Source organism: Actinomadura sp. NBRC 104425, assembly GCF_030269545.1.
Classification (GTDB): Bacteria; Actinomycetota; Actinomycetes; order Streptosporangiales; family Streptosporangiaceae; genus Spirillospora; species Spirillospora keratinilytica.
In genome coordinates, this window is the sequence record NZ_BSTN01000015.1 from 146,080 (window position 1) to 163,835 (window position 17,756).

General features: G+C 71.3%; 15 protein-coding genes. 4 read left to right on the forward strand and 11 right to left on the reverse strand.

All coding sequences use genetic code 11. The annotated features are described in order from the left end of the window. Nucleotides 1-46: 46 nt before the first annotated feature. From QSK22_RS22310 to QSK22_RS22330, 5 genes are all read right to left on the reverse strand, one after another. Nucleotides 47-2,038: a glycosyltransferase gene (locus tag QSK22_RS22310; RefSeq protein ID WP_285496243.1), complete on the reverse strand. Its 1,992-nt coding sequence runs from the start codon at nt 2,036-2,038 to the stop codon at nt 47-49. Between the two features lie 139 nt (nt 2,039-2,177). Continuing rightward, complete coding sequence (locus tag QSK22_RS22315) at nt 2,178-3,425, reverse strand: cytochrome P450 (protein ID WP_285496244.1); 1,248 nt, start codon at nt 3,423-3,425, stop codon at nt 2,178-2,180. A 102-nt stretch (nt 3,426-3,527) separates the two neighbouring features. Beyond that, the gene (locus QSK22_RS22320) at nt 3,528-4,418 is read right to left on the reverse strand and encodes an alpha/beta fold hydrolase (RefSeq protein ID WP_285496245.1); all 891 of its coding nucleotides are present in this window, start codon (nt 4,416-4,418) and stop codon (nt 3,528-3,530) included. 218 nt (nt 4,419-4,636) lie between these two features. Beyond that, nucleotides 4,637-5,902 (reverse strand): class I SAM-dependent methyltransferase, encoded by a 1,266-nt coding sequence (locus tag QSK22_RS22325; protein WP_285496246.1) that lies wholly within the window; start codon nt 5,900-5,902, stop codon nt 4,637-4,639. Nucleotides 5,903-5,977: 75 nt separating this feature from the next. After that, the gene (locus QSK22_RS22330) at nt 5,978-7,342 is read right to left on the reverse strand and encodes an FAD-binding oxidoreductase (protein ID WP_285496247.1); all 1,365 of its coding nucleotides are present in this window, start codon (nt 7,340-7,342) and stop codon (nt 5,978-5,980) included. 94 nt (nt 7,343-7,436) lie between these two features. Here QSK22_RS22330 and QSK22_RS22335 point away from each other — a divergent pair, with 94 nt between their 5' ends. After that, a complete protein-coding gene (locus QSK22_RS22335; protein ID WP_285496248.1) occupies nt 7,437-7,988 on the forward strand; it encodes a pyridoxamine 5'-phosphate oxidase family protein in 552 nt (183 codons plus the stop codon). Here QSK22_RS22335 and QSK22_RS22340 read toward each other — a convergent pair. Together QSK22_RS22340 and QSK22_RS22345 are read right to left on the reverse strand one after the other, a co-directional pair. Continuing rightward, nucleotides 7,981-8,493, reverse strand: coding sequence for a DUF1707 and DUF4870 domain-containing protein (locus tag QSK22_RS22340; protein WP_285496249.1), 513 nt, complete (start codon nt 8,491-8,493; stop codon nt 7,981-7,983). The genes QSK22_RS22335 and QSK22_RS22340 overlap by 8 nt on opposite strands. Before the next feature lie 87 nt (nt 8,494-8,580). Next, nucleotides 8,581-9,411, reverse strand: a complete 831-nt coding sequence (locus QSK22_RS22345) for a polysaccharide deacetylase family protein (protein WP_285496250.1) — start codon at nt 9,409-9,411, stop codon at nt 8,581-8,583. Between the two features lie 164 nt (nt 9,412-9,575). Here QSK22_RS22345 and QSK22_RS22350 point away from each other — a divergent pair, with 164 nt between their 5' ends. Further along, nucleotides 9,576-9,944, forward strand: a complete 369-nt coding sequence (locus QSK22_RS22350) for a hypothetical protein (RefSeq protein WP_285496251.1) — start codon at nt 9,576-9,578, stop codon at nt 9,942-9,944. A gap of 451 nt (nt 9,945-10,395) precedes the next feature. After that, nucleotides 10,396-11,472 carry a hypothetical protein gene (locus tag QSK22_RS22355; protein WP_285496252.1) on the forward strand — a complete coding sequence of 359 codons (1,077 nt, stop codon included), beginning with the start codon at nt 10,396-10,398 and terminating at the stop codon, nt 11,470-11,472. Between the two features lie 413 nt (nt 11,473-11,885). Here QSK22_RS22355 and QSK22_RS22360 read toward each other — a convergent pair whose 3' ends face one another. From QSK22_RS22360 to QSK22_RS22370, 3 genes are all read right to left on the reverse strand, one after another. After that, nucleotides 11,886-12,167, reverse strand: a complete 282-nt coding sequence (locus QSK22_RS22360; RefSeq protein ID WP_285496253.1) for a GlsB/YeaQ/YmgE family stress response membrane protein — start codon at nt 12,165-12,167, stop codon at nt 11,886-11,888. Between the two features lie 486 nt (nt 12,168-12,653). Next, a complete protein-coding gene (locus QSK22_RS22365; protein WP_285496254.1) occupies nt 12,654-13,676 on the reverse strand; it encodes a DUF4192 domain-containing protein in 1,023 nt (340 codons plus the stop codon). Nucleotides 13,677-13,744: 68 nt separating this feature from the next. Then, a complete protein-coding gene (locus QSK22_RS22370) occupies nt 13,745-14,242 on the reverse strand; it encodes a phosphoribosyltransferase (RefSeq protein WP_285496255.1) in 498 nt (165 codons plus the stop codon). Between the two features lie 98 nt (nt 14,243-14,340). On the opposite strand from QSK22_RS22370, the gene QSK22_RS22375 reads away from it, so the two are divergent. Further along, a complete protein-coding gene (locus QSK22_RS22375) occupies nt 14,341-16,440 on the forward strand; it encodes an ATP-dependent DNA helicase (RefSeq protein WP_285496256.1) in 2,100 nt (699 codons plus the stop codon). A 55-nt stretch (nt 16,441-16,495) separates the two neighbouring features. Here the strand turns inward: QSK22_RS22375 and QSK22_RS22380 are convergent, their stop codons facing one another. Continuing rightward, nucleotides 16,496-17,722 (reverse strand): pyridoxal phosphate-dependent aminotransferase, encoded by a 1,227-nt coding sequence (locus tag QSK22_RS22380; protein WP_285496257.1) that lies wholly within the window; start codon nt 17,720-17,722, stop codon nt 16,496-16,498. Nucleotides 17,723-17,756: the final 34 nt, after the last annotated feature.

A 17,756-nucleotide genomic window follows, 5' to 3' on the forward strand; every position in this document is an offset into this window, starting at 1 on the left:
GACATACCGATGGGCACCTGTACCGACGCCGTGGAAGCGTCCTGTTCTAGAACAGGACGTGCTCTTCGGCGAAGCCGTAGAAGGCGACGCGGCCATTGGCGAGCAGGCGCCGGTCGTCGGGCCGCCAGGTGTGCCTGGCCGGGTCGGCGTGCCGGATGGTGACGAACGAGTACCGGTCGGCCGCGTACAGCCGGACTCCGTCGCCGCGCAGCCGGCGGAACAGGTCGGTGTCCTCGCCGCGCGGCAGGTCGGCGAACCGGTAGGCCCGCAGCAGGTCGGCCTCGGCCAGCAGGGCGCCGCCGCGCAGGTGGTCGACGTGGCGGTGCTCGTGGTCGGGCCAGCGCAGCACCGTGGCGCCCGCGGACTCCAGGTAGGCGTAGTGGGCGAGCTTGCCGACCACGCCCGCGTCGGCGTAGGAGAACGCGGCGACCAGGTCGGCGACGTAGTGCGGGCCGTACAGCTCGTCGTCGTCGATCTTGCCGATGTAGGCGCCGCCGGCCGCGTCCAGGCCGAGGTTCAGGCAGGCGCCGAGCGGCAGCGACCGGTCGGCGGCCAGCACCGCGACGTCGTCGAGCCCGGCCTCGCGGGCCCGCTTCTCGACCGCCGCGGGCTCCTCGTCGAGGCCGTGCAGCACGACGACCAGCTGCAGGGGGCGCCAGGTCTGCCGCGCGGCCTGGGCGATGGCGTGGTCGATCTGGCCAGGGCGGTTCGTCGACAGCACCAGCGAGACGGGTGGCGGCACGAGGGGTGCGGGATCGCGTAGGCCGACCGCTTCCAGGAGGGTGCCGACGCGGTGCCGGTAGGTGTGCGCGGCGAGCACCTCGCGCAGCGCCAGATGGGCCTGCCGGTCGCGCAGTTCGGGCGCGGCGAGCAGCGCGCGCAGCACGGTCCGCCCCTCGTCGGCGTCCGCCACCGCGGGGCCGAACGCGGGTGCCTCCCGCCGCAGTACGACCGGGATGCCCGCGGCCGCCGCCTCGTAGGGCTGCCGCCCGTCCGCGGCCAGCAGCACCTGGTAGTGCTTGCGCGCCGTCAGCGACTTCTCGTACGGCAGGGGCTCGACGACGCGCTGCCGGTACTTGTGGGGGAAGCCGTTTCCGCGCAAGTGCGCGCCGAGCTTGGGGGCGGGGGCGAGGAGCGGTTCGTCGTCCTCGTCGTAGTCGCCCTCGTACAGCAGGGGGTAGCGCCCCTGGCCGGGGACGCGGACCGGGTTGTGCAGCCGCGGCTGCGCCGCGAAGGGCAGCAGGCGCACGCCGTCCGGGTGCCGTGCGGCGGTGGCCTCGTCGACGGCGAAGACGTGGTCGAACAGGGCGGCGTGGTCGGGCGGGCCGTCGCCGGTGTCCCAGTACACGGTGGGCACGCGGTGCTCGCGGCACCACGCGGCCATCTCCTCGACCGGCAGCCCGGTCGCCGCGGACGCGACGAGCAGCAGGTCGGGGCGTTCGGCCGCGAAGACGTCGCGCCAGTCGCCGCTGCCGGGGCGGAAGCCGTCCAGTTGCCGCCACTCGTACCGCAGCGCGAGCGCGAGGGCCGGGGACGCGACGACGGCGGCGGTGACGCCGGGCCGGTTGACCGGGCCGTCGGGGATCGCCGCGGCGGGCGCGTCGAGCGGCTCGGTGTCGGCGACGCGGATCTCCGGTCGCCGGGTCCGCTTCGGCGCGGCGGGCGGCGCCGGGGGCAGCGCGCGGCCGCGCAGCACCCCGGCGACCCGCCGGTAGGACGCGGCGGCCAGCGGGCGCCGCCGCACCGCGGTCAGCGCCTCGCCCAGCCGCCACCAGCGCCGCCGGCGCATCGCCTCGGCCTGCCATTCGGCCTGCTCGGCGCGGTGCGCCTGGTCGGCGGCGCGCTGCTGCGCGTCGCCGATGTCCCGGACGGCCTCGGCCAGCCGCCGCCTGAGCAGTTCGATGTGCCGGTCGCGGTCGCGCCTTTCGTGCTCGACCTCGTCCAGCCGCGCCCGCAGGGCCGCGTTCTCGGCGGCCAGCCGGTCGGCGCGTTCCCGCTGCGCCGCGGCGTCGTCGGCGGGCCTGCCGGTCTGCGTCACGGGCCTCTCCCAAGTGAACGTCGCTGGGGTCGACCTGCCACGCTAGGCGGCCTGCAGCGTTCCAGCGGGCGACGTCACCGGGTGTTCGCCGAACGTTCGGCGGGCGGAGGCGTTCAGCGGCGACGTTCAGCGGCGACGTTCACAACGTGTACGGCAGCCGCTTGATGCCGTTGATGAAGCTGGACTCCAGCCGGTCGGGCTCGCCGTCGGCGCGGATGTCGGGCATGCTGCGCAGCAGCTCGCGGAACATCACGGTGATCTCGCGCCGGGCCAGGTGGGCGCCCAGGCAGAAGTGCGGGCCGGGGCCGCCGAACCCCACGTGCGGGTTGGGGTCGCGCAGGATGTCGAAGCGCTCGGGGTCGGTGAAGACGGTCTCGTCCCGGTTGGCCGACCAGTAGTAGAGCAGCAGCTTGTCGCCCTCCTTGATCTCGTGGTCCAGGAGGGTGGTGTCGCGGGTGGCGGTGCGCCGCATCCAGATGACCGGCGACACGTACCGGACGATCTCCTCGACGGCGCCGGCGATGCGCCCCTCGAAGTCGTCGACGAGCAGGGCGCGCTGGTCGGGGTGCCGGGTGAACAGATCCAGGCCGTGCGCGATGGCGTTGCGGGTGGTCTCGTTGCCCGCCACCACGAGCAGGATGAAGAACGAGCCCAACTCTTGGTCGGTGAGCGACTCCCCGTCGATGTTGGCGTTGACCAGCGCGGAGGTGAGGTCGTCGGTGGGCTCGGCGCGGCGGTGCCGGGCCAGCTCCTCCACCAGGTCCTTGAGCGTCTGGCCCGCCTCCATCAGCGCCAGCGCGGCCCGCTCGAAGTCGTCGGCGGGCAGGAACTCCGGGTCGTTGCCGGCGAGGATCACGTTGGTGGCGTCCAGGACGGTGCGGTGGTGGTCGGGCGAGATGCCCATCATGTCGCAGATGATGCGCAGCGGAAGCCGGGCGGCGATGTCGGCCACGAAGTCGCCGGTGCCCTCGCCGGCCTTCACCCGTGCCGTCAGGTCGGCGGCGACCTGCTGCACCTTGTCCTCGAACTGCTGGATCATGCGCGGGGAGAACGCCCGGGAGACGATGCGGCGGATCTTGGCGTGCCGCGGATCGTCCATGTTGATCATGGAGCCGAAGTACTCGTTCAGTTCGCCCGGCATGTCGGGGATGCTGATGGCGCCGCGTCCGGAGCAGAAGTCCTGGGGCCGCCGGGACGCCTCCTGCACCTCGGCGTGCCGGGTGAGGGCGTAGTAGCCCGGCCCCTGCGGGACGATCTTCACGTCCGGCTCCTCGAAGTGCACCAGGCGGGGCTCGCGGCGCAGCGCCTTGAACGCCTCGTTCCGGTGTTCCAGCGGAAGCCGCCAGAAGTCCGGGTCCGTCAGGTTGATGTCGTCGACCTTGAGCATCGCGCCACCCGAGTTTCAGAACGTCATTCGGTTTACAAATAGCCTCGCAAAGTAAACCGGCAGCGCGGGAGTCCCATCCGCGTGACAAGCGTCACACTCGCGCTAGGCGGCGGTGATCCAGTCCAGGATGAGCCGGTTGACCTCGGCGGGACGTTCCAGGTGCAGGAAGTGGCCCGTGCCGGGGACGAGTTCGGCGCGCGAACCGGGCGGCAGGTGGGCCAGCACGGCCGTAAGGTCCCCGCCCGGCGCGAACGCGTCCGCGCCCACGCACCCGTCGTCGGCGCCGTGCAGGTAGAGCAGCGGCCGCTCGGCCGGTGCGGACACCGCCTCCTGCTGCGCCGCGTACCGGTCGAGGTGGCGCCGCGGGTCGAACATGGCGCGGTAGTAGCCGAGGGCGGCGGCGAGGTTGGCGGGTTCGGCCAGGCAGTCCATGACGCGGGCGACGTCGTCCGCCGCGTCGTAGCCGGGCGACCAGTCGCGCCACAGCCCGGCGACGAACTCGGCGTTCACCGCGGCCTCGGCCAGCGGCGTCTGGAACAGGAACATGTAGAACGACCGCTTGAGCTGCTCGTAGCGGGCGAACGCGGTCAGCATCGACGCCATCGGCGGCACCGCGAGCGTCACGGCGCGGCGCCACCGGCCGGGCGCGTGGGCGACGGCGCCGTAGGCGGCGAACGCACCCCAGTCGTGCCCGATGAGCACCGCGTCGGGGCCGCCGCCGAACGCCTCGTGCAGCGCCACGGCGTCGGCGACGAGCGCACCGACCTGGTACGCACCGTCGTCCGGCACCGCCGTGGGCGCGTAGCCGCGCATGAACGGGGCGACGGCGTGGTAGCCGGCGGCGGCCAGCTCGGGCAGCAGGTGCCGCCACGTGTGGGCCGAGTCGGGGAAGCCGTGCAGGCACAGCGCGAGCGGCCCGCCGTCCGCTCCGGCCTCCAGACAGCCGAACTCCAACCCGTTGGCCGTGACGGCCCGCGCGCGCACGTCGTCCACCTCGGCTCCCTCCCCGGTCCACCGAGCGCGACGTTACCCCGGCCGCCCACCGGCGCCCAGACCCCGGCGTTCGCCGCTGCCGTGCCCGGCGTCCGCCGAGGGCCTGACCGATGCTGCGCACGTCGAGCGGCTGCCGGGCGGCGCAGGGGAAACGGGCTTGCGCGGGTCACGCCCGCGGAAACCCGTCCCTCTCGTCTGCTACGACGCTCGTACGCGGATCACACGCCCCAGTCGGGGCGCAGCGGCATGTGCGAGTTGCCCTTGGAGTCGAGCTTCACGCCCAGCGTCTGGTGCAGCTGGATCCAGTTCTGCTCGAAACCGATGATGCAGCCGGCCATGTACACCCGCCACACCCGGGCGGTGCCCTCGCCGACCTCGGCGACGGCCTCTTCCCAGTGCGCATCCAGGTTGCGGCACCAGCCCGCGAGGGTGCGGGCGTAGTGCTCGCGCAGGTTCTCCTGGTGCCGGATCTCGAAGCCCGCGTCGTTCATCTTCGACTGCACGTACCCCGGGCCCTCGAGCTCGCCGTCGGGGAACACGTACCGGTTGATGAACCCGCCCGGCTTCATCGCCGGCGCCATGTTGTCGGGCCGGGTGATGGTGTGGTTCAACATCCGGCCGCCCGGCACGAGCTTGTCGTACAGGAAGGAGAAGTACGACGGCAGGTTGGCCTTGCCGATGTGCTCGGTCAGCCCGATCGAGGAGATCGCGTCGAACCCGCTCTCCTCCACGTCCCGGTAGTCCAGGTGCCGCACCTCGGCCAGGTCCGACAGGCCGCGGTCGGCGATGGCCTTCTGCGCCCACTCCGCCTGCTGCTTGGACAGGGTGACGCCCAGCGCCTTCACCCCGTACTCCTTGGCGGCGTGCATCACCATGCCGCCCCAGCCGCAGCCCACGTCCAGCAACCGCATGCCCGGCCGCAGGCCGAGTTTCTTGGCGACCAGGTCGTGCTTGTGGAACTGCGCCTCCTCCAGGGTGGCGTCCTCCCGGGGGAAGCACGCGCACGTGTAGGCCATCGACGGCCCCAGCACCCACTCGTAGAAGGTGTTGGACACGTCGTAGTGGTGCGAGATGGCCTTGGCGTCGCGGCGCTTGGAGTGGCGCAGCCAGGACGGCACCCGGCTGAACGGCGCCTCCTGGGGCGGCGGCGGCAGACGCCGGCTGACCGCCGCGCGCAGCAGCGGGTTGCGCACCACCTCGCCGAGGATTCTGGCCTTGTCCCCCCACGACACGTCCCCCAGCGCCTGCTGCATCGTCGACAGCGCGGTGTACATGTCGCCATGGACGTCGAGGTGCCCGCTGACATACGCCCGGGCGAGCCCGAGAGAACCCGGCGAGTGCACCAGGTAGGACACCGCGTACGGGGATCGCACCTCCAACCGGATGTCGGCCCCCGGACTGCCCGACCGCGACCCGTCGTACGCGACGAACTCCACTGGCGCGTCAGGCCCGACGAGCTCCTCGAAGACCCTGGCCAGCGTCATGTTCTTCCTCCTGTCTCTCCGCCCCGAGCCGGGCCGTGCCCCGGTTCCGCCGGGGCATCCCCCCGGTGGCGCGGCTCAGCGCCCGCGCACACATTTGTCGTAGAGGTCCAGCAGGCGCTTGTCGGGGTCGTACGTCTCCTTGAGCCGCCGGTAGGTCTCCCCGTCGTAGTGCCGCCAGAACTCGTCACGGCTGTAAAAAGCAGTCGAGTAGAGGGACTTATGCCCCTCAAGCGCGGCGACCTTACGTTCGATGAGCCGGTTGTGGTACTCGGGGATCTTCCCCGGAGGCAGCCTGACCGTCCCCCAGAAACCGACGTTGACGTAGGTGCGGCCCGGCTCCAGCGGGTACAGCGGCCAGCGGTCGCGCGCGCGCAGCGGGCACAGCCACACCGGGCTCATGCCCACCTTGTCGTGGAAGAAGTCGAGGAACTCCGGCAGCCGCTCCACCGGCACCTCGATGTCCTGGATGACGTCCTCGCGGGGACGCTGCCCCCGCCACCGGTCGATCCGGGCGACGACATGGAACCGCCGGTCGTAGGCCACCAGCTTGCGGTACACGTCCGACCGCTTGGCCTTGTCCGGCCACAGCCGGCGCACCAGCGGATGCTGGACGCCGAACGCCCGCGAGCACCAGAACCAGTCGGTGTCCCAGCGCCAGATGTAGTCGCGCACCGTCAGAAAGTCGACCGACCGCTGCTGGATGGACCGGTAGTAGATCTTCTGGCCGGTGTAGTCGGAGGTGTAGGGCGCACGGTCGGTGAACGTCCCGACCGTCAGGTACGCCTCGCCCGGACCGAACACCGTGCCGTCGAGGAAGTCGACCGGCTCGCCCTCGTACTCCCCCGCCTCGCACAGCTCGGCGATCGCCTTTGCGCACGCCTCCGCCGAGCCGTACCGCAGGTGACGCAGCCGCACGTACGGCTTGACGGGCATCAGCTCGATCTTCAACCGCAGCGTGTAGCCGAGCGTGCCGTAGGAGTTGGGGAACCCGTAGAACAGGTCGGCGTGCTCGTCGCGGGTGGCGGTGACGACCTGGCCGTCCCCGGTCAGCACCTGCATCTCCAGCACCGCCTCGTGCGGCAGGCCGAGCCGGAAGGACGACGACTCGATGCCGAGGCCGGTCACCGCGCCGCCGAGCGTGATGGTCTTCAGCTGCGGCACCACCGTGGGCATCAGCCCGTACGGCAGGGTCGCGTCCACCAGGTCCTCATAGGTGGTCATGCCCTGCACGTCGGCGGTGCGCGCCTCCGGATCGACGCTCAGCACCTTGTCGAACCCCGAAACGTCCAGCCCGGGCGCGTCCGACGGGTCCCGCCAGCGGAACAGGTTCGACGTCTTCTTCGCCAGCCGCACCGGCGTCCCCGGCGGAATGGCGGCGTACGACCGGCGCAGCGCGTCCACCGCGCGCTGATGATCGTCTCTGATCGCTAGCTCGGTCATCAGTCCTCCCCCACGCACACACAAGTAAATCGATCATCCCATGTATCGTCCACATATCCATGGGGTTAGCGTCGTCACAGGAGGTGAGGAGTCGATGGGAAAGATCTACGACCGCATCGACGAGCGGCTGCGCGCCTTCATCGCCGCGCAGCCGATGTTCTTCGTGGCCACCGCCCCCGCGGACGGCCACGTGAACGTCTCGCCCAAGGGCTACGCCGACACCTTCGCCGTGCTCGACGACCGCACCGTCGGCTACCTCGACCTGACCGGCTCGGGCGCGGAGACCATCGCGCACCTGCGGGAGAACGGCCGCATCACGGTCATGTTCTGCTCGTTCGGCCGCACCCCCGGCGTCCTGCGGCTGTACGGCACCGGACGCGTCGTGACACCCGGCTCCCCGCAGTGGCCGGACCTGGCCCGCCGCTTCCCCGTCGACACTCCGGGCAGCCGCGCCGTCACCGTCGTCGCCGTCGAAAGGATCGCCGACTCCTGCGGTTTCGGCATTCCCTACATGGAACCGGCCGGCGACCGCGACATGCTCAGGGAGTGGGCGGCGCGCAAGACCCCCGAGAAGCTGAGCGCCTACCGGGCCGAGAACAACGCCACGAGCATCGACGGGCTGCCCGCCCTGGACGGGATCATTTGACGGGCCGCAGGATCCACGGGTGGCGGAACGGCCGCCCCACCAGCGCGTGCACGGCCGCGACGCCCGCCACCACCCAGGTGATCGAGTAGAGCATCGCCCCGACACCGAACGTCAGGACCGTCACCGCCAGCACGGTCAGCTGGAAGTTCACCGCCTCGGCCGCGTGCCGCCGCACGTACTGCGACTTCCTGCCGCACACCAGCATCAGCACCAGCGGGGCCACGAACAGCGTCAGGACTCCGGTGAAATGCGCGAGCGCGGCCACAACCCGCTCCTCGCCCGTCGGCTCCCCCTCCGCCTCCGGCAGCCCCGGCCCCGGGGTCAGATCGCGCATCACCGTCGCCAGATCGCTCCGGGTCTTGGCCGTCATGGCCAGGTGCATGCGCATATCGAACTCGGCATGCTCCAGGCGCCCCTCGGCGTAGGCGTCCTGCAGGCGCGCGACGACCTGCTCCCGCTCCGCGTCCGACACCCGCAGGTCCCCGGTGGCGAAAGTGCTGTCCATACCTTTCATCGTCGGCGCCCCGCCGCTCGCCCGGAATCGGGGACAGCCCTGAACCGCCCCTGATTCCCTCCCCGAGAAGGACGGGCGTCACCTGGGGTCGGAGCCGTCGGTCGTCACCGGCTCCAGCTCGGTGTACTCCTTGCCGGGCGTCATCCGCTTCCCGAACAGCTGGGACACCGTCACGAACGTGTACCCCCCGGCCCGGAGCCGCTCGATGATGCGCGGCACGGCCCGCACCGTCGTCGGATGGATGTCGTGCATCAGCACGATCATCCCCGGCCGCACCCCCTTGAGCACCCGCCGCTCGACCGCCCCGGTGTCGCGCACCTGCCAGTCGAGCGGATCGACGGCCCACAGCACCTGCGCCAGCTTCAACCGCTTGGCGACGCCCGCGACCGTGGTGTCGGTGGATCCGTAAGGGGGGCGCATCAGCAGGGGCGTCACCCCGCTGGCCTTGCGGATCGCGTCCTGTGTGCGCGCCAGCTCGCTCTCCACCGTCGCGCCGGAGGCACGCCCCAGGTCGGTGTGCGACCAGCTGTGGTTGGCCAGCTCGTGGCCCTCGGCCGCCTCCCGCCGCACCAGGTCCGGATACGTGGCGGCGTTCCTGCCGATGAGGAAGAACGTGACCTTGACGTGCTGCCGGGCCAGGATGTCCAGCAGCTTCCCGGTACCGGGCATCGGCCCGTCGTCGAACGTCAAGGCCACGCACTTGGCCCGCGCGCAGTCCACCGGGGGCGGCTTCGGCGTGGGAGTCGGGGTGGGCGCGGGCTTCGGCGCCGGGACCGCGACGGGGGCGGACGGCTCCGTGCCCGCAGGGGCGAGCGTGCTGAGCCATCCGAACGACGCCAGCACGGCGACCGCCGCGGCCGACCTCTGGATCGCGGCCGACCAGCGCCGACCGGTCACCGAACCCCCCATGTAGATGATCTTCCCCCCGGGCCAGCAGTGTAAGCCGCCGTCCCCGGACCGCAGGCGGACATACGTGCCTGTGTCGGGAACCCGTTCGACGGGGGCGGCGTTATCGTCATACGCACATACGTCCCGGAACCCCTCCGGGGCGGCACCGGACGACGGGGACGGCGATGAGGTTCCGCGACCGCTTCGGCATCCGCAAAAACCGCGGCCCATCGGTCACCAGGCTGGACCGCGAGGCCACCGACGCCGACATCGAGGCGCTCATCGCGTTCGCGCGCAGCCGCCAGGGCGTCGAGTTCTACGTGGAGCCCGAGACGTTCGCCACCGACACCACCGCGGTCGCCGTCGCCCACGACGGCGAGTGGACCCGCCGCCGCGTCGGCTCCCCCAAGGTGATCGCTAAGGTGGCCCGCGACCTCAAGCTCCCCGTCTACGACGTCCAGGTCGTCGGCTACCCCAACCGCATGCGCGTCTGGAACGAACGCAACCGCGACCGCCGCATAGACCCGGGCGCCCCCGGCCAAGCCGTCTCCTAGGGCCTGTCTCGAAGTGTGATGAGTGGCGGCAAGTCGCACGCCGGACGCAGTGAGGCATCGCGGCCGCGATCTGCGAACCGGCCGATCAGGCGGGCGGCCAGCGCCGGCGCGGTGTGCGCGGCGGCCGACCACCCGGGTTCGGCAAGCCCGCCGTCCGCTACCAGGCCACCGTCCACATCGCCACCAACAACGAACGGCTCCGGCCAACTTTGAAACACGCCCTAACGGGCCGCCGCCCGGCACGTCTGACGTCAACACGACCAGGACGGCAAGGCCGAACGGACCGCTGCTGACGAAGGCCGATCAGCAGCGGGTAGGACGCGGGTACGCAGCCGCAGCACAATCACCCCCTGGCCATCCCCCTCCCAGCGACCGCCCCCGCTGACCGGCACCGACACCACCGAATCGGCATCCTCAGCGAACGTGGCCGCTCCGGCTCAAGCCGATCGCGATGCCCATACCGCGCCCCCGGCTGCCGACATCGTCCGGCGATCTCGTTCCGCAGCACGGCGAGCCGGTCGAGCACCCCGGCACGTTCGCGACACATCACCAGCAGACGTCGACCTCGCATGAAGGCACCCAGAGCAGCCGCCGCCCGCCCTTGCGGCTCTTTCCGCTCGGCCGACCACGAAAGACGCCATTAACCCATCGTGACGATACGATCACTGCTAGTTTGCAGTGCGTGCCAACATCCGATCACGAGCTGCCGCTGGAGATGGTGCGCAACCGGCCGCAGCTCGTTCCCGAACTACTGCGCAGCGTGTTCGGCCTCGATGTGCCCGGCGACGTCCAGGCCACCCTGACGTCGGAGTCCTATGCCGACGTTCATCCGGCCGAACTGCGCTGCGACGCCACCGTCCTGCTGGACGATCCGAACGCGCCCACTCTCGGTGTCGTGGTGGAGTCGCAGCTTCGGGCCCGGGAGGAGAAGACCTTCAGCTGGCCCGCCTACCTGGCCATGCTGCGCCTGCGCCGCAAATGTCCGGTGACACTGCTGGTGTTCTGCCCCGACCGGGCCACCGCACGAAACTGCGCCGTCCCGATCGACATGGGGCATCCCGGGTGGGTGCTCAAGCCCCTGACCGTCTATCCCGGGATGCTGCCTCCCATCACCGACCCGGCCACGGCCTGCCGACTCCCCGAACTCGCCGTGCTCAGCGCCCCCGCCCATGCCGACGGGCCGCACGCGAAGGCCGTCGTCAGCAGCCTTTCCGCCGCCCTCGACGTCCTCACCGGTGATACCGGTGCGTTGTACCATGACTACGTGATGTCGCGGTTCTCTGACGCCGCCCGCAAGCTCCTGGAGGAGACTGTGAAACTCGACAACTACGAGTGGAAGTCGGAGTTCGCCATCACCCACCGGGCCGAGGGCGAAGCCAGGTCGATCCTGCTCTTCCTTGAAGCCCGCGGCATCACCATCCCAGACCACATCCGCGACCACATCACCAGCTGCACCGACCTCGACCAACTCGACCACTGGGTACAGCGCGCCGCCACCATCAACACCGCCGACGAGCTTCTCACCTGACTGCGCCTGCAGCAGCCGTGTACCGGCGGCGGCCACTGGCGAGCAGGCGCAGCGACCGCCACAAGCCGCGGTTTGCGGGCACGTCCTGCCAGACCACCCCAGAGTGAAACTCGAGCACGATTTCGTTCAGCAGCCGTCAGTCCGAGCGCGGACGTGCCATCCGCTGTCTGGGCAGCAATGCAGCACAGTCCGCCCGGCACCGACGACACACCGGGCATCACGTGTTCGTCAGGCGACGGCCATGTGACAAGACTGCCCAGGCATCGGGTCGCGTGGCTTGCATGCGGTCGTGTGCTTGTGGGGCGTACGGGTCCGCTGAGGCGACAGGGCTGTACGGGAGGAGTCGAGCCTCATTCGACATTCAGTTCGTCGACGGTGGAACGGCGATCCGTTGCCGAGTCGCTTGTCAGCGATCAGCGACGGACGCCGCGGTGGCCGCGCCGTTGGAAGGCGGCGACGGCGGCGACACCGATGACGGCCAGACCGACCTGGAAGACCAATTCGATCCAGTCGACGCCGGCCGTGGTGGCCACGCCGACGCCACGGGCGATCGCGGTGCCCACCAGAGCGGCGATGATGCCCACGAGGATGGTCAGCAGGATGCCGATGGGCTGCTTGCCGGGCAGCACGAGTCGAGCGAGCGCACCGATGATGGCGCCGATCACAATGGCCGTGATGATTCCGGTGACGGTCACAGTCCGCCTCCTTTAATTGGGGATCACTGCTTCCTCTATGCCCCGCTCTGTCGCTTTACACATGGCGGCCCGGAATAGCGCGGACTGCATCCCGCCTCCTCCCGGGTCTCCGGGCGAGGAGCCCCGCACGTTCTAGGGCCTGTTTCGAAGTGTGGTGAGTGGCGGCATGTCGCACGCCGGACGCAGTGAGGCATCGCGGCCGCGATCTGCGAACCGGCCGATCAGGCGGGCGGCCGGCGTCGGCGCGGCGTGCGCGGTGGCCGACCACCCGGGTTCGGCAGGCTCGCCGTCCGCTACCAGGCCACCGTCCAGATCGCCACCATCAACGAACGGCTCTGGCCAACTCTGAAACACGCCCTAGTCGCCACCTAGTCGCCACGCGGCCGGGTGCGGGGTGGCCACCGATCGGGGGGTGAGGGGCTTGGAGGGCGTGCCCCCGGCGGCGGAGAGGGGCTCGGCTCGCCGGGGGCGTGGGCGATCAGCGTGTCAGGGGTCGGGGGTGTCGTGGTCGCCGTAGGCTCTGGCCAGTTCTTCGGGGGTCATGCCCAGGCGGGCCTTGGCGGGTGGGATGCCCGCGGCGATGACGTCGCTGAGCAGGGCGGCCATGGAGTAGTCGGGGTCGGCGCGGGCGGCCCGGTCGAGGGCGACGTTGGCCAGGCCGCCGTCGCCGATGATGAAGGCGGCGTAGGCCAGCAGGCAGGCTGGGCCGGGCACGTAGGGTTCCTCGACGCGGCGCAGCACATACCGCCAGAAGTCGATGTCGGCCCTCGGCGAGTCCTCGTCGATGCGGACCCAGGCCTCGTCGCGGACGCGCACGTTGGTCAGCAGGACGCCGAGCCAGGCGACGTCGTCGTCACTGGGAGGGGTGTCGCGGGACGGGAGGTCGGCGATGAGGGCGACGCCTTCTTCGGCCATGCGGGAGCGGATGCGGGCGGGAGACAGCCCCTCGCGGGCCCAGGCGAGGAAGCGGCGTTCGGCGCGTTCGGTGGCCTTGCGCATCGCGGCGCGGACGGGGCCGCCGAGCGGGGCGACCGAGCGGGCGAGTTCTTCGCGGTCCGGGAGGGCGACGTGGCCGGCGAGGGTGGCCTGGGCGGCGACCGGGCTGACGGTGATGTCGTAGGGGCGGCCTTCGGGCGGGCAGCAGCCGGGGTCGACGCAGGTCATGGACCACCAGCGCCCCTCGGCGACGCGCAGCGCCTCGACGACCTGCACGCCCTTGGCGGTCAGCGTCTCCCAGACGTCGGCGACCGCGGCGGCCACCGGGTCGGCGGGGCCGTAGCCGAGCACCAGGGCGCGGCGGAAGTGGTTGCGGGCCAGGATGCAGGCGGTGCGTTCGCAGCCCGCGCGGCCGGCCGGTAAATCCAGCCGCAGGGCGCAGGTGTGGTGCGGGCCGTCGAAGCCGACCACCACGAGGCTGTCGGCGGGATGGAACCCGAGCAGGTAGGGAACGGCGGCGATGGCGTCCTGGGGCGTCCGGATGACCAGCGGCCCCACCGTCGTGTTCGTCATGCCACGAGGTTCGCAGTCCGCGCACTCCTCGCGACAGACCAGTCACGGATTGTGGATAACTCTCCGCATTAGGCGTCGAGCACCTGGTGTTCATGCTGGAAGACCGGCGGCAGCGTGGACCACGGGAAGTTGATCCAGCGGTCGGTCCGGCGCCACACGTACTCGCACTGGACCATGGTGCGGGGCTTTTCGTAAATCACGGCGCAGCGGACGTCGGCCACGTGGTCGGCGCAGAAGTCCCGGACCAGCTTGAGGGTGGCGCCGGTGTCGGCGACGTCGTCGGCGACCAGCACGCGGGCGCCCGACAGGTCGACGGCGTTGGGCACCGGAGGCAGCATCACCGGCATGTCGAGGCGCTGGTCGACGCCGGTGTAGAACTCCACGTTCATGACGTGCAGGTTCTTGACGTCCAGCGCGTAACCGAGGGACCCCGCGACGAACAGGCCGCCTCGGGCGATGGACAGGATGAGGTCGGGCCGGTAGCCGCTGTCGGCGACCGCCCGCGCCAGCTCGCGGCTCGCCTGTCCGAACGACTCCCAGGTCAGGACTTCTCTTTCCACAGACACGCCCCCTATCTTGGCCGATTCCGGCGAATGCTCGCGCACCCGGGTGCATTGACCGTCCCGCTCCCGAGGGAGCGCCGGGAACGGTAGCGTTGGGCGACGTGCCTGCCCCTGATCTGCTGTCCGACGCCGTCGATGACACTCCGCTACCGGACGTCGCCACCCTTCTCGCCGCGGCCGTGGCGGCCGTCGGCGGGGCGGAGCGGCCCGGTCAGGTGCGGATGGCCGAGGCGGTGCGGAAGGCCATCGCGTCCGGGGAGCACCTGGCGGCGCAGGCGGGCACCGGTACCGGCAAGTCGCTGGCCTACCTGGTTCCGGCGATCCGGCACGCGGTCGCCGAGGACACGACGGTGGTGGTGTCCACGGCGACGATCGCGCTGCAGCGCCAGCTCGTCGACCGGGACCTGCCGCGGCTGGCGGAGGCGCTGACGCCGCTGCTCGGCGCGGAGCCCAAGTTCGCGATCCTCAAGGGGCGGCGCAACTACCTGTGCCTGAACCGGGTGCAGACCGGCGCTCTTGAGGAGCCGGAGGATGAGGGGCTGTTCGACCCGCAGCAGCTGTCGGCGCTGGGCCGCCAGGTCAAGCGGCTGAACGAGTGGGCGGACGAGACGACGACCGGTGATCGCGACGAGCTGGTTCCGGGCGTGAGCGAGCAGGCGTGGCGGCAGGTGTCGGTGACCGCGCGCGAGTGCCTGGGGGCGCAGCGCTGCCCGCAGGGCGCCGAGTGCTTCGCCGAGCGGGCGCGGGCGGAGGCGGGCGAGGCGCACATCGTGGTGACCAACCACGCGCTGCTGGCGATCGACGCGCTGGAGGACTTCCAGGTCCTGCCCGAGCACGACGTGGTGATCGTCGACGAAGCGCACGAGCTGGTGGACCGGGTCACCTCCGTGGCCACCGACGATCTGAGCGCGGCGGCGGTCGATGTCGCGGCGCGGCGCTGCGGTCGGCTGGTCGAGGACGGCGTCGCCGACCGGCTCAAGGAGGCGGGCGAGGGGCTCGGCGTGCTGCTGGAGGAGATGCCGCCGGGCCGTATGGACGTCCTGTCTCCGGCGTTGGGCAACGCGCTGGCCGCGGTGCGGGACGCCGCGCACGCCTGTCTTACGGCGCTGGGCCCCGAACGCAAGGAGAACGACCCCGGGGACATGGCGGCGCGCAAGGCCGCACGTTCGTCCGTGGAGGATGTGCACGACACGGCCGTACGGCTGCTGGACGCGTTCACCCCCGAGATCGCGGCGCGGTCCGACGTGGTGTGGCTGGACAAGCCGTTCGTGCAGGAGGGGCGGCCCCGGCGTCCGCCCGCCCTGCATGTGGCGCCGATCGGGGTGGGCGGGCTGCTGCGCGCGACGCTGTTCGACCGGCGCACCGCGATCCTGACGTCGGCGACGCTCACGCTGGGCGGTTCGTTCGAGCCGCTGGCCCGGCAGTGGGGGCTGCCCCCGCTGGGCGGCGAGGGCAAGGACGCGTCCCGCCCGACCGGCGACGACGCCGCCAAGAGCGACGCCGGGAAGGACGACGGCAAGGTGGCCTGGTCCGGGCTGGACGCGGGCTCGCCGTTCGACCACGCCAAGTCCGGGATCCTCTACGTGGCGCGCCACCTGCCCCAGCCGGGGCGCGACGGGCTGACCGACGCGTACCTGACGGAGATCACCGAGCTGATCGAGGCGGCGGGCGGGCGGACGCTCGGGCTGTTCTCGTCCATGCGGGCCGCCCGGCAGGCCGCCGACGAGCTGAAGGACCACCTGTCGCATCCGCTGCTGTGCCAGGGCGACGACGCCACGTCCCTGCTGGTCAAGCGGTTCGCGGAGGACGAGCGGACGTGCCTGTTCGGCACCCTGTCGCTGTGGCAGGGCGTGGACGTCCCCGGCCCCTCCCTGCAACTGGTGATCATGGATCGGATTCCGTTCCCCCGCCCGGACGACCCGGTGGCGTCGGCGCGGCAGCGGGCGGTGGCGGCGCGCGGCGGCAACGGGTTCATGGCGGTGGCCGCCACGCATGCCGCGCTGCTGCTCGCGCAGGGCGCGGGCCGTCTGCTGCGGTCGATGGACGACCGCGGGGTGGTGGCGGTCCTCGACCCGCGGCTGGCGACGGCCCGTTACGGGTCCTTCCTCAAGGCGTCGCTGCCGCCGTTCTGGCCCACGACCGATCCGCAGGTCGTCCGCAGCGCCCTGCGCCGCCTGGACGCCGCCGCGACCGGCGCCTGACCCGCGACGGCACCGCGTCCTCCCGGTTGTGCCGGCCGTCCGCGCGCCGGGAAGGTCAGCGGCGGGTCGTCTTGCGGCGGGTCTCCAGGAACTCGCCGATGCGACCCACGGCCTCCTCCAGGTCGTCGGCGTACTGGAGGGTGACGACGCGGAAGTGGTCGGTGGCGGGCCAGTTGAACCCGGTGCCCTGGACGATGAGCAGGTTCTGCTGCTCCAGCAGGTCGAGGGCGAACCGCATGTCGTCCTCGATCGGGTACATCTCCGGGTCCAGGCGGGGGAACGCGTACACCGCGCCCTGCGGCCGGACGCAGGTCACCCCGGGCAGGTCGTTGAGCAGCTTCCAGGCGCGGTCGCGCTGTTCGCCGAGCCGCCCGGTCGGCAGCACCAGGTCGTCGATGCTCTGGTATCCGCCGAGCGCGGCCTGGATGGCGTGCTGCGCGGGCACGTTCGGGCACAGCCGCATGTTGGCCAGGATGTCCAGGCCCTCGATGTAGGACTCGGCGTGCCGCTTGGGCCCCGACAGCACCACCCAGCCGGAGCGGAAGCCCGCGACCCGGTAGTTTTTGGACAGGCCGCTGAACGTCAGGCACAGCAGGTCGGGTGCGAGCGAGGCGATCGAGATGTGCTCGGCCCCGTCGTAGAGGATCCGGTCGTAGATCTCGTCGGCGAAGATCAGCAGGTTGTGCCGCCGGGCGATCTCGACCAGGCGCTCCAGCACCTCGCGGGAGTAGACGGCGCCGGTCGGGTTGTTCGGATTGATGATCACCAGCGCCCGGGTCCGGTCGGTGATCTTCGCTTCGATGTCGTCGGGGTCGGGGTTCCACCCGGCGGCCTCGTCGCAGATGTAGTGGACGGGCGTGCCCCCGCACAGCGACACCGCCGCCGTCCACAGCGGGTAGTCGGGCGCGGGGATCAGCACCTGGTCGCCGTTGTCGAGCAGCGCCTGCAGGGTCATCACGATCAGTTCGGACACGCCGTTGCCGAGGTAGACGTCCTCCACGTCCAGCCCGGTGATGCCGTGCTGCTCCTCGTAGCGCTGCACCACGGCGCGGCGGGCGGGCAGGATGCCTTTGGAGTCGCTGTAGCCGTGCGCCTCGGGCAGGTTGCGGATCATGTCCTGCAGCAGTTCGGGCGGCGCCTCGAAGCCGAACGGGGCGGGATTGCCGATGTGCAGCTTGAGCACCCGGTGCCCCTGGGCCTCCAGCTGCTTGGCGCGCTTGAGCACCGGCCCCCGAATGTCGTAGCAGACGTTGGCGAGCTTTCCCGACTGGTTGACCTGCATGGACACACTGTAGCGGCGCCTGATCAGCCGTCCG

What these genes read in the sequence shown, in the direction of transcription:
- QSK22_RS22380 (WP_285496257.1), bottom strand. Translation starts at nt 17,722, where the DNA reads ATGCAGGTCAACCAGTCGGGAAAGCTCGCCAACGTCTGCTACGACATT.
- QSK22_RS22345 (WP_285496250.1), bottom strand. Translation starts at nt 9,411, where the DNA reads ATGGGGGGTTCGGTGACCGGTCGGCGCTGGTCGGCCGCGATCCAGAGG.
- QSK22_RS22330 (WP_285496247.1), bottom strand. Translation starts at nt 7,342, where the DNA reads ATGACCGAGCTAGCGATCAGAGACGATCATCAGCGCGCGGTGGACGCG.
- QSK22_RS22350 (WP_285496251.1), top strand. Translation starts at nt 9,576, where the DNA reads ATGAGGTTCCGCGACCGCTTCGGCATCCGCAAAAACCGCGGCCCATCG.
- QSK22_RS22355 (WP_285496252.1), top strand. Translation starts at nt 10,396, where the DNA reads ATGCCCATACCGCGCCCCCGGCTGCCGACATCGTCCGGCGATCTCGTT.
- QSK22_RS22315 (WP_285496244.1), bottom strand. Translation starts at nt 3,425, where the DNA reads ATGCTCAAGGTCGACGACATCAACCTGACGGACCCGGACTTCTGGCGG.
- QSK22_RS22340 (WP_285496249.1), bottom strand. Translation starts at nt 8,493, where the DNA reads ATGGACAGCACTTTCGCCACCGGGGACCTGCGGGTGTCGGACGCGGAG.
- QSK22_RS22325 (WP_285496246.1), bottom strand. Translation starts at nt 5,902, where the DNA reads ATGACGCTGGCCAGGGTCTTCGAGGAGCTCGTCGGGCCTGACGCGCCA.
- QSK22_RS22365 (WP_285496254.1), bottom strand. Translation starts at nt 13,676, where the DNA reads ATGACGAACACGACGGTGGGGCCGCTGGTCATCCGGACGCCCCAGGAC.
- QSK22_RS22335 (WP_285496248.1), top strand. Translation starts at nt 7,437, where the DNA reads ATGGGAAAGATCTACGACCGCATCGACGAGCGGCTGCGCGCCTTCATC.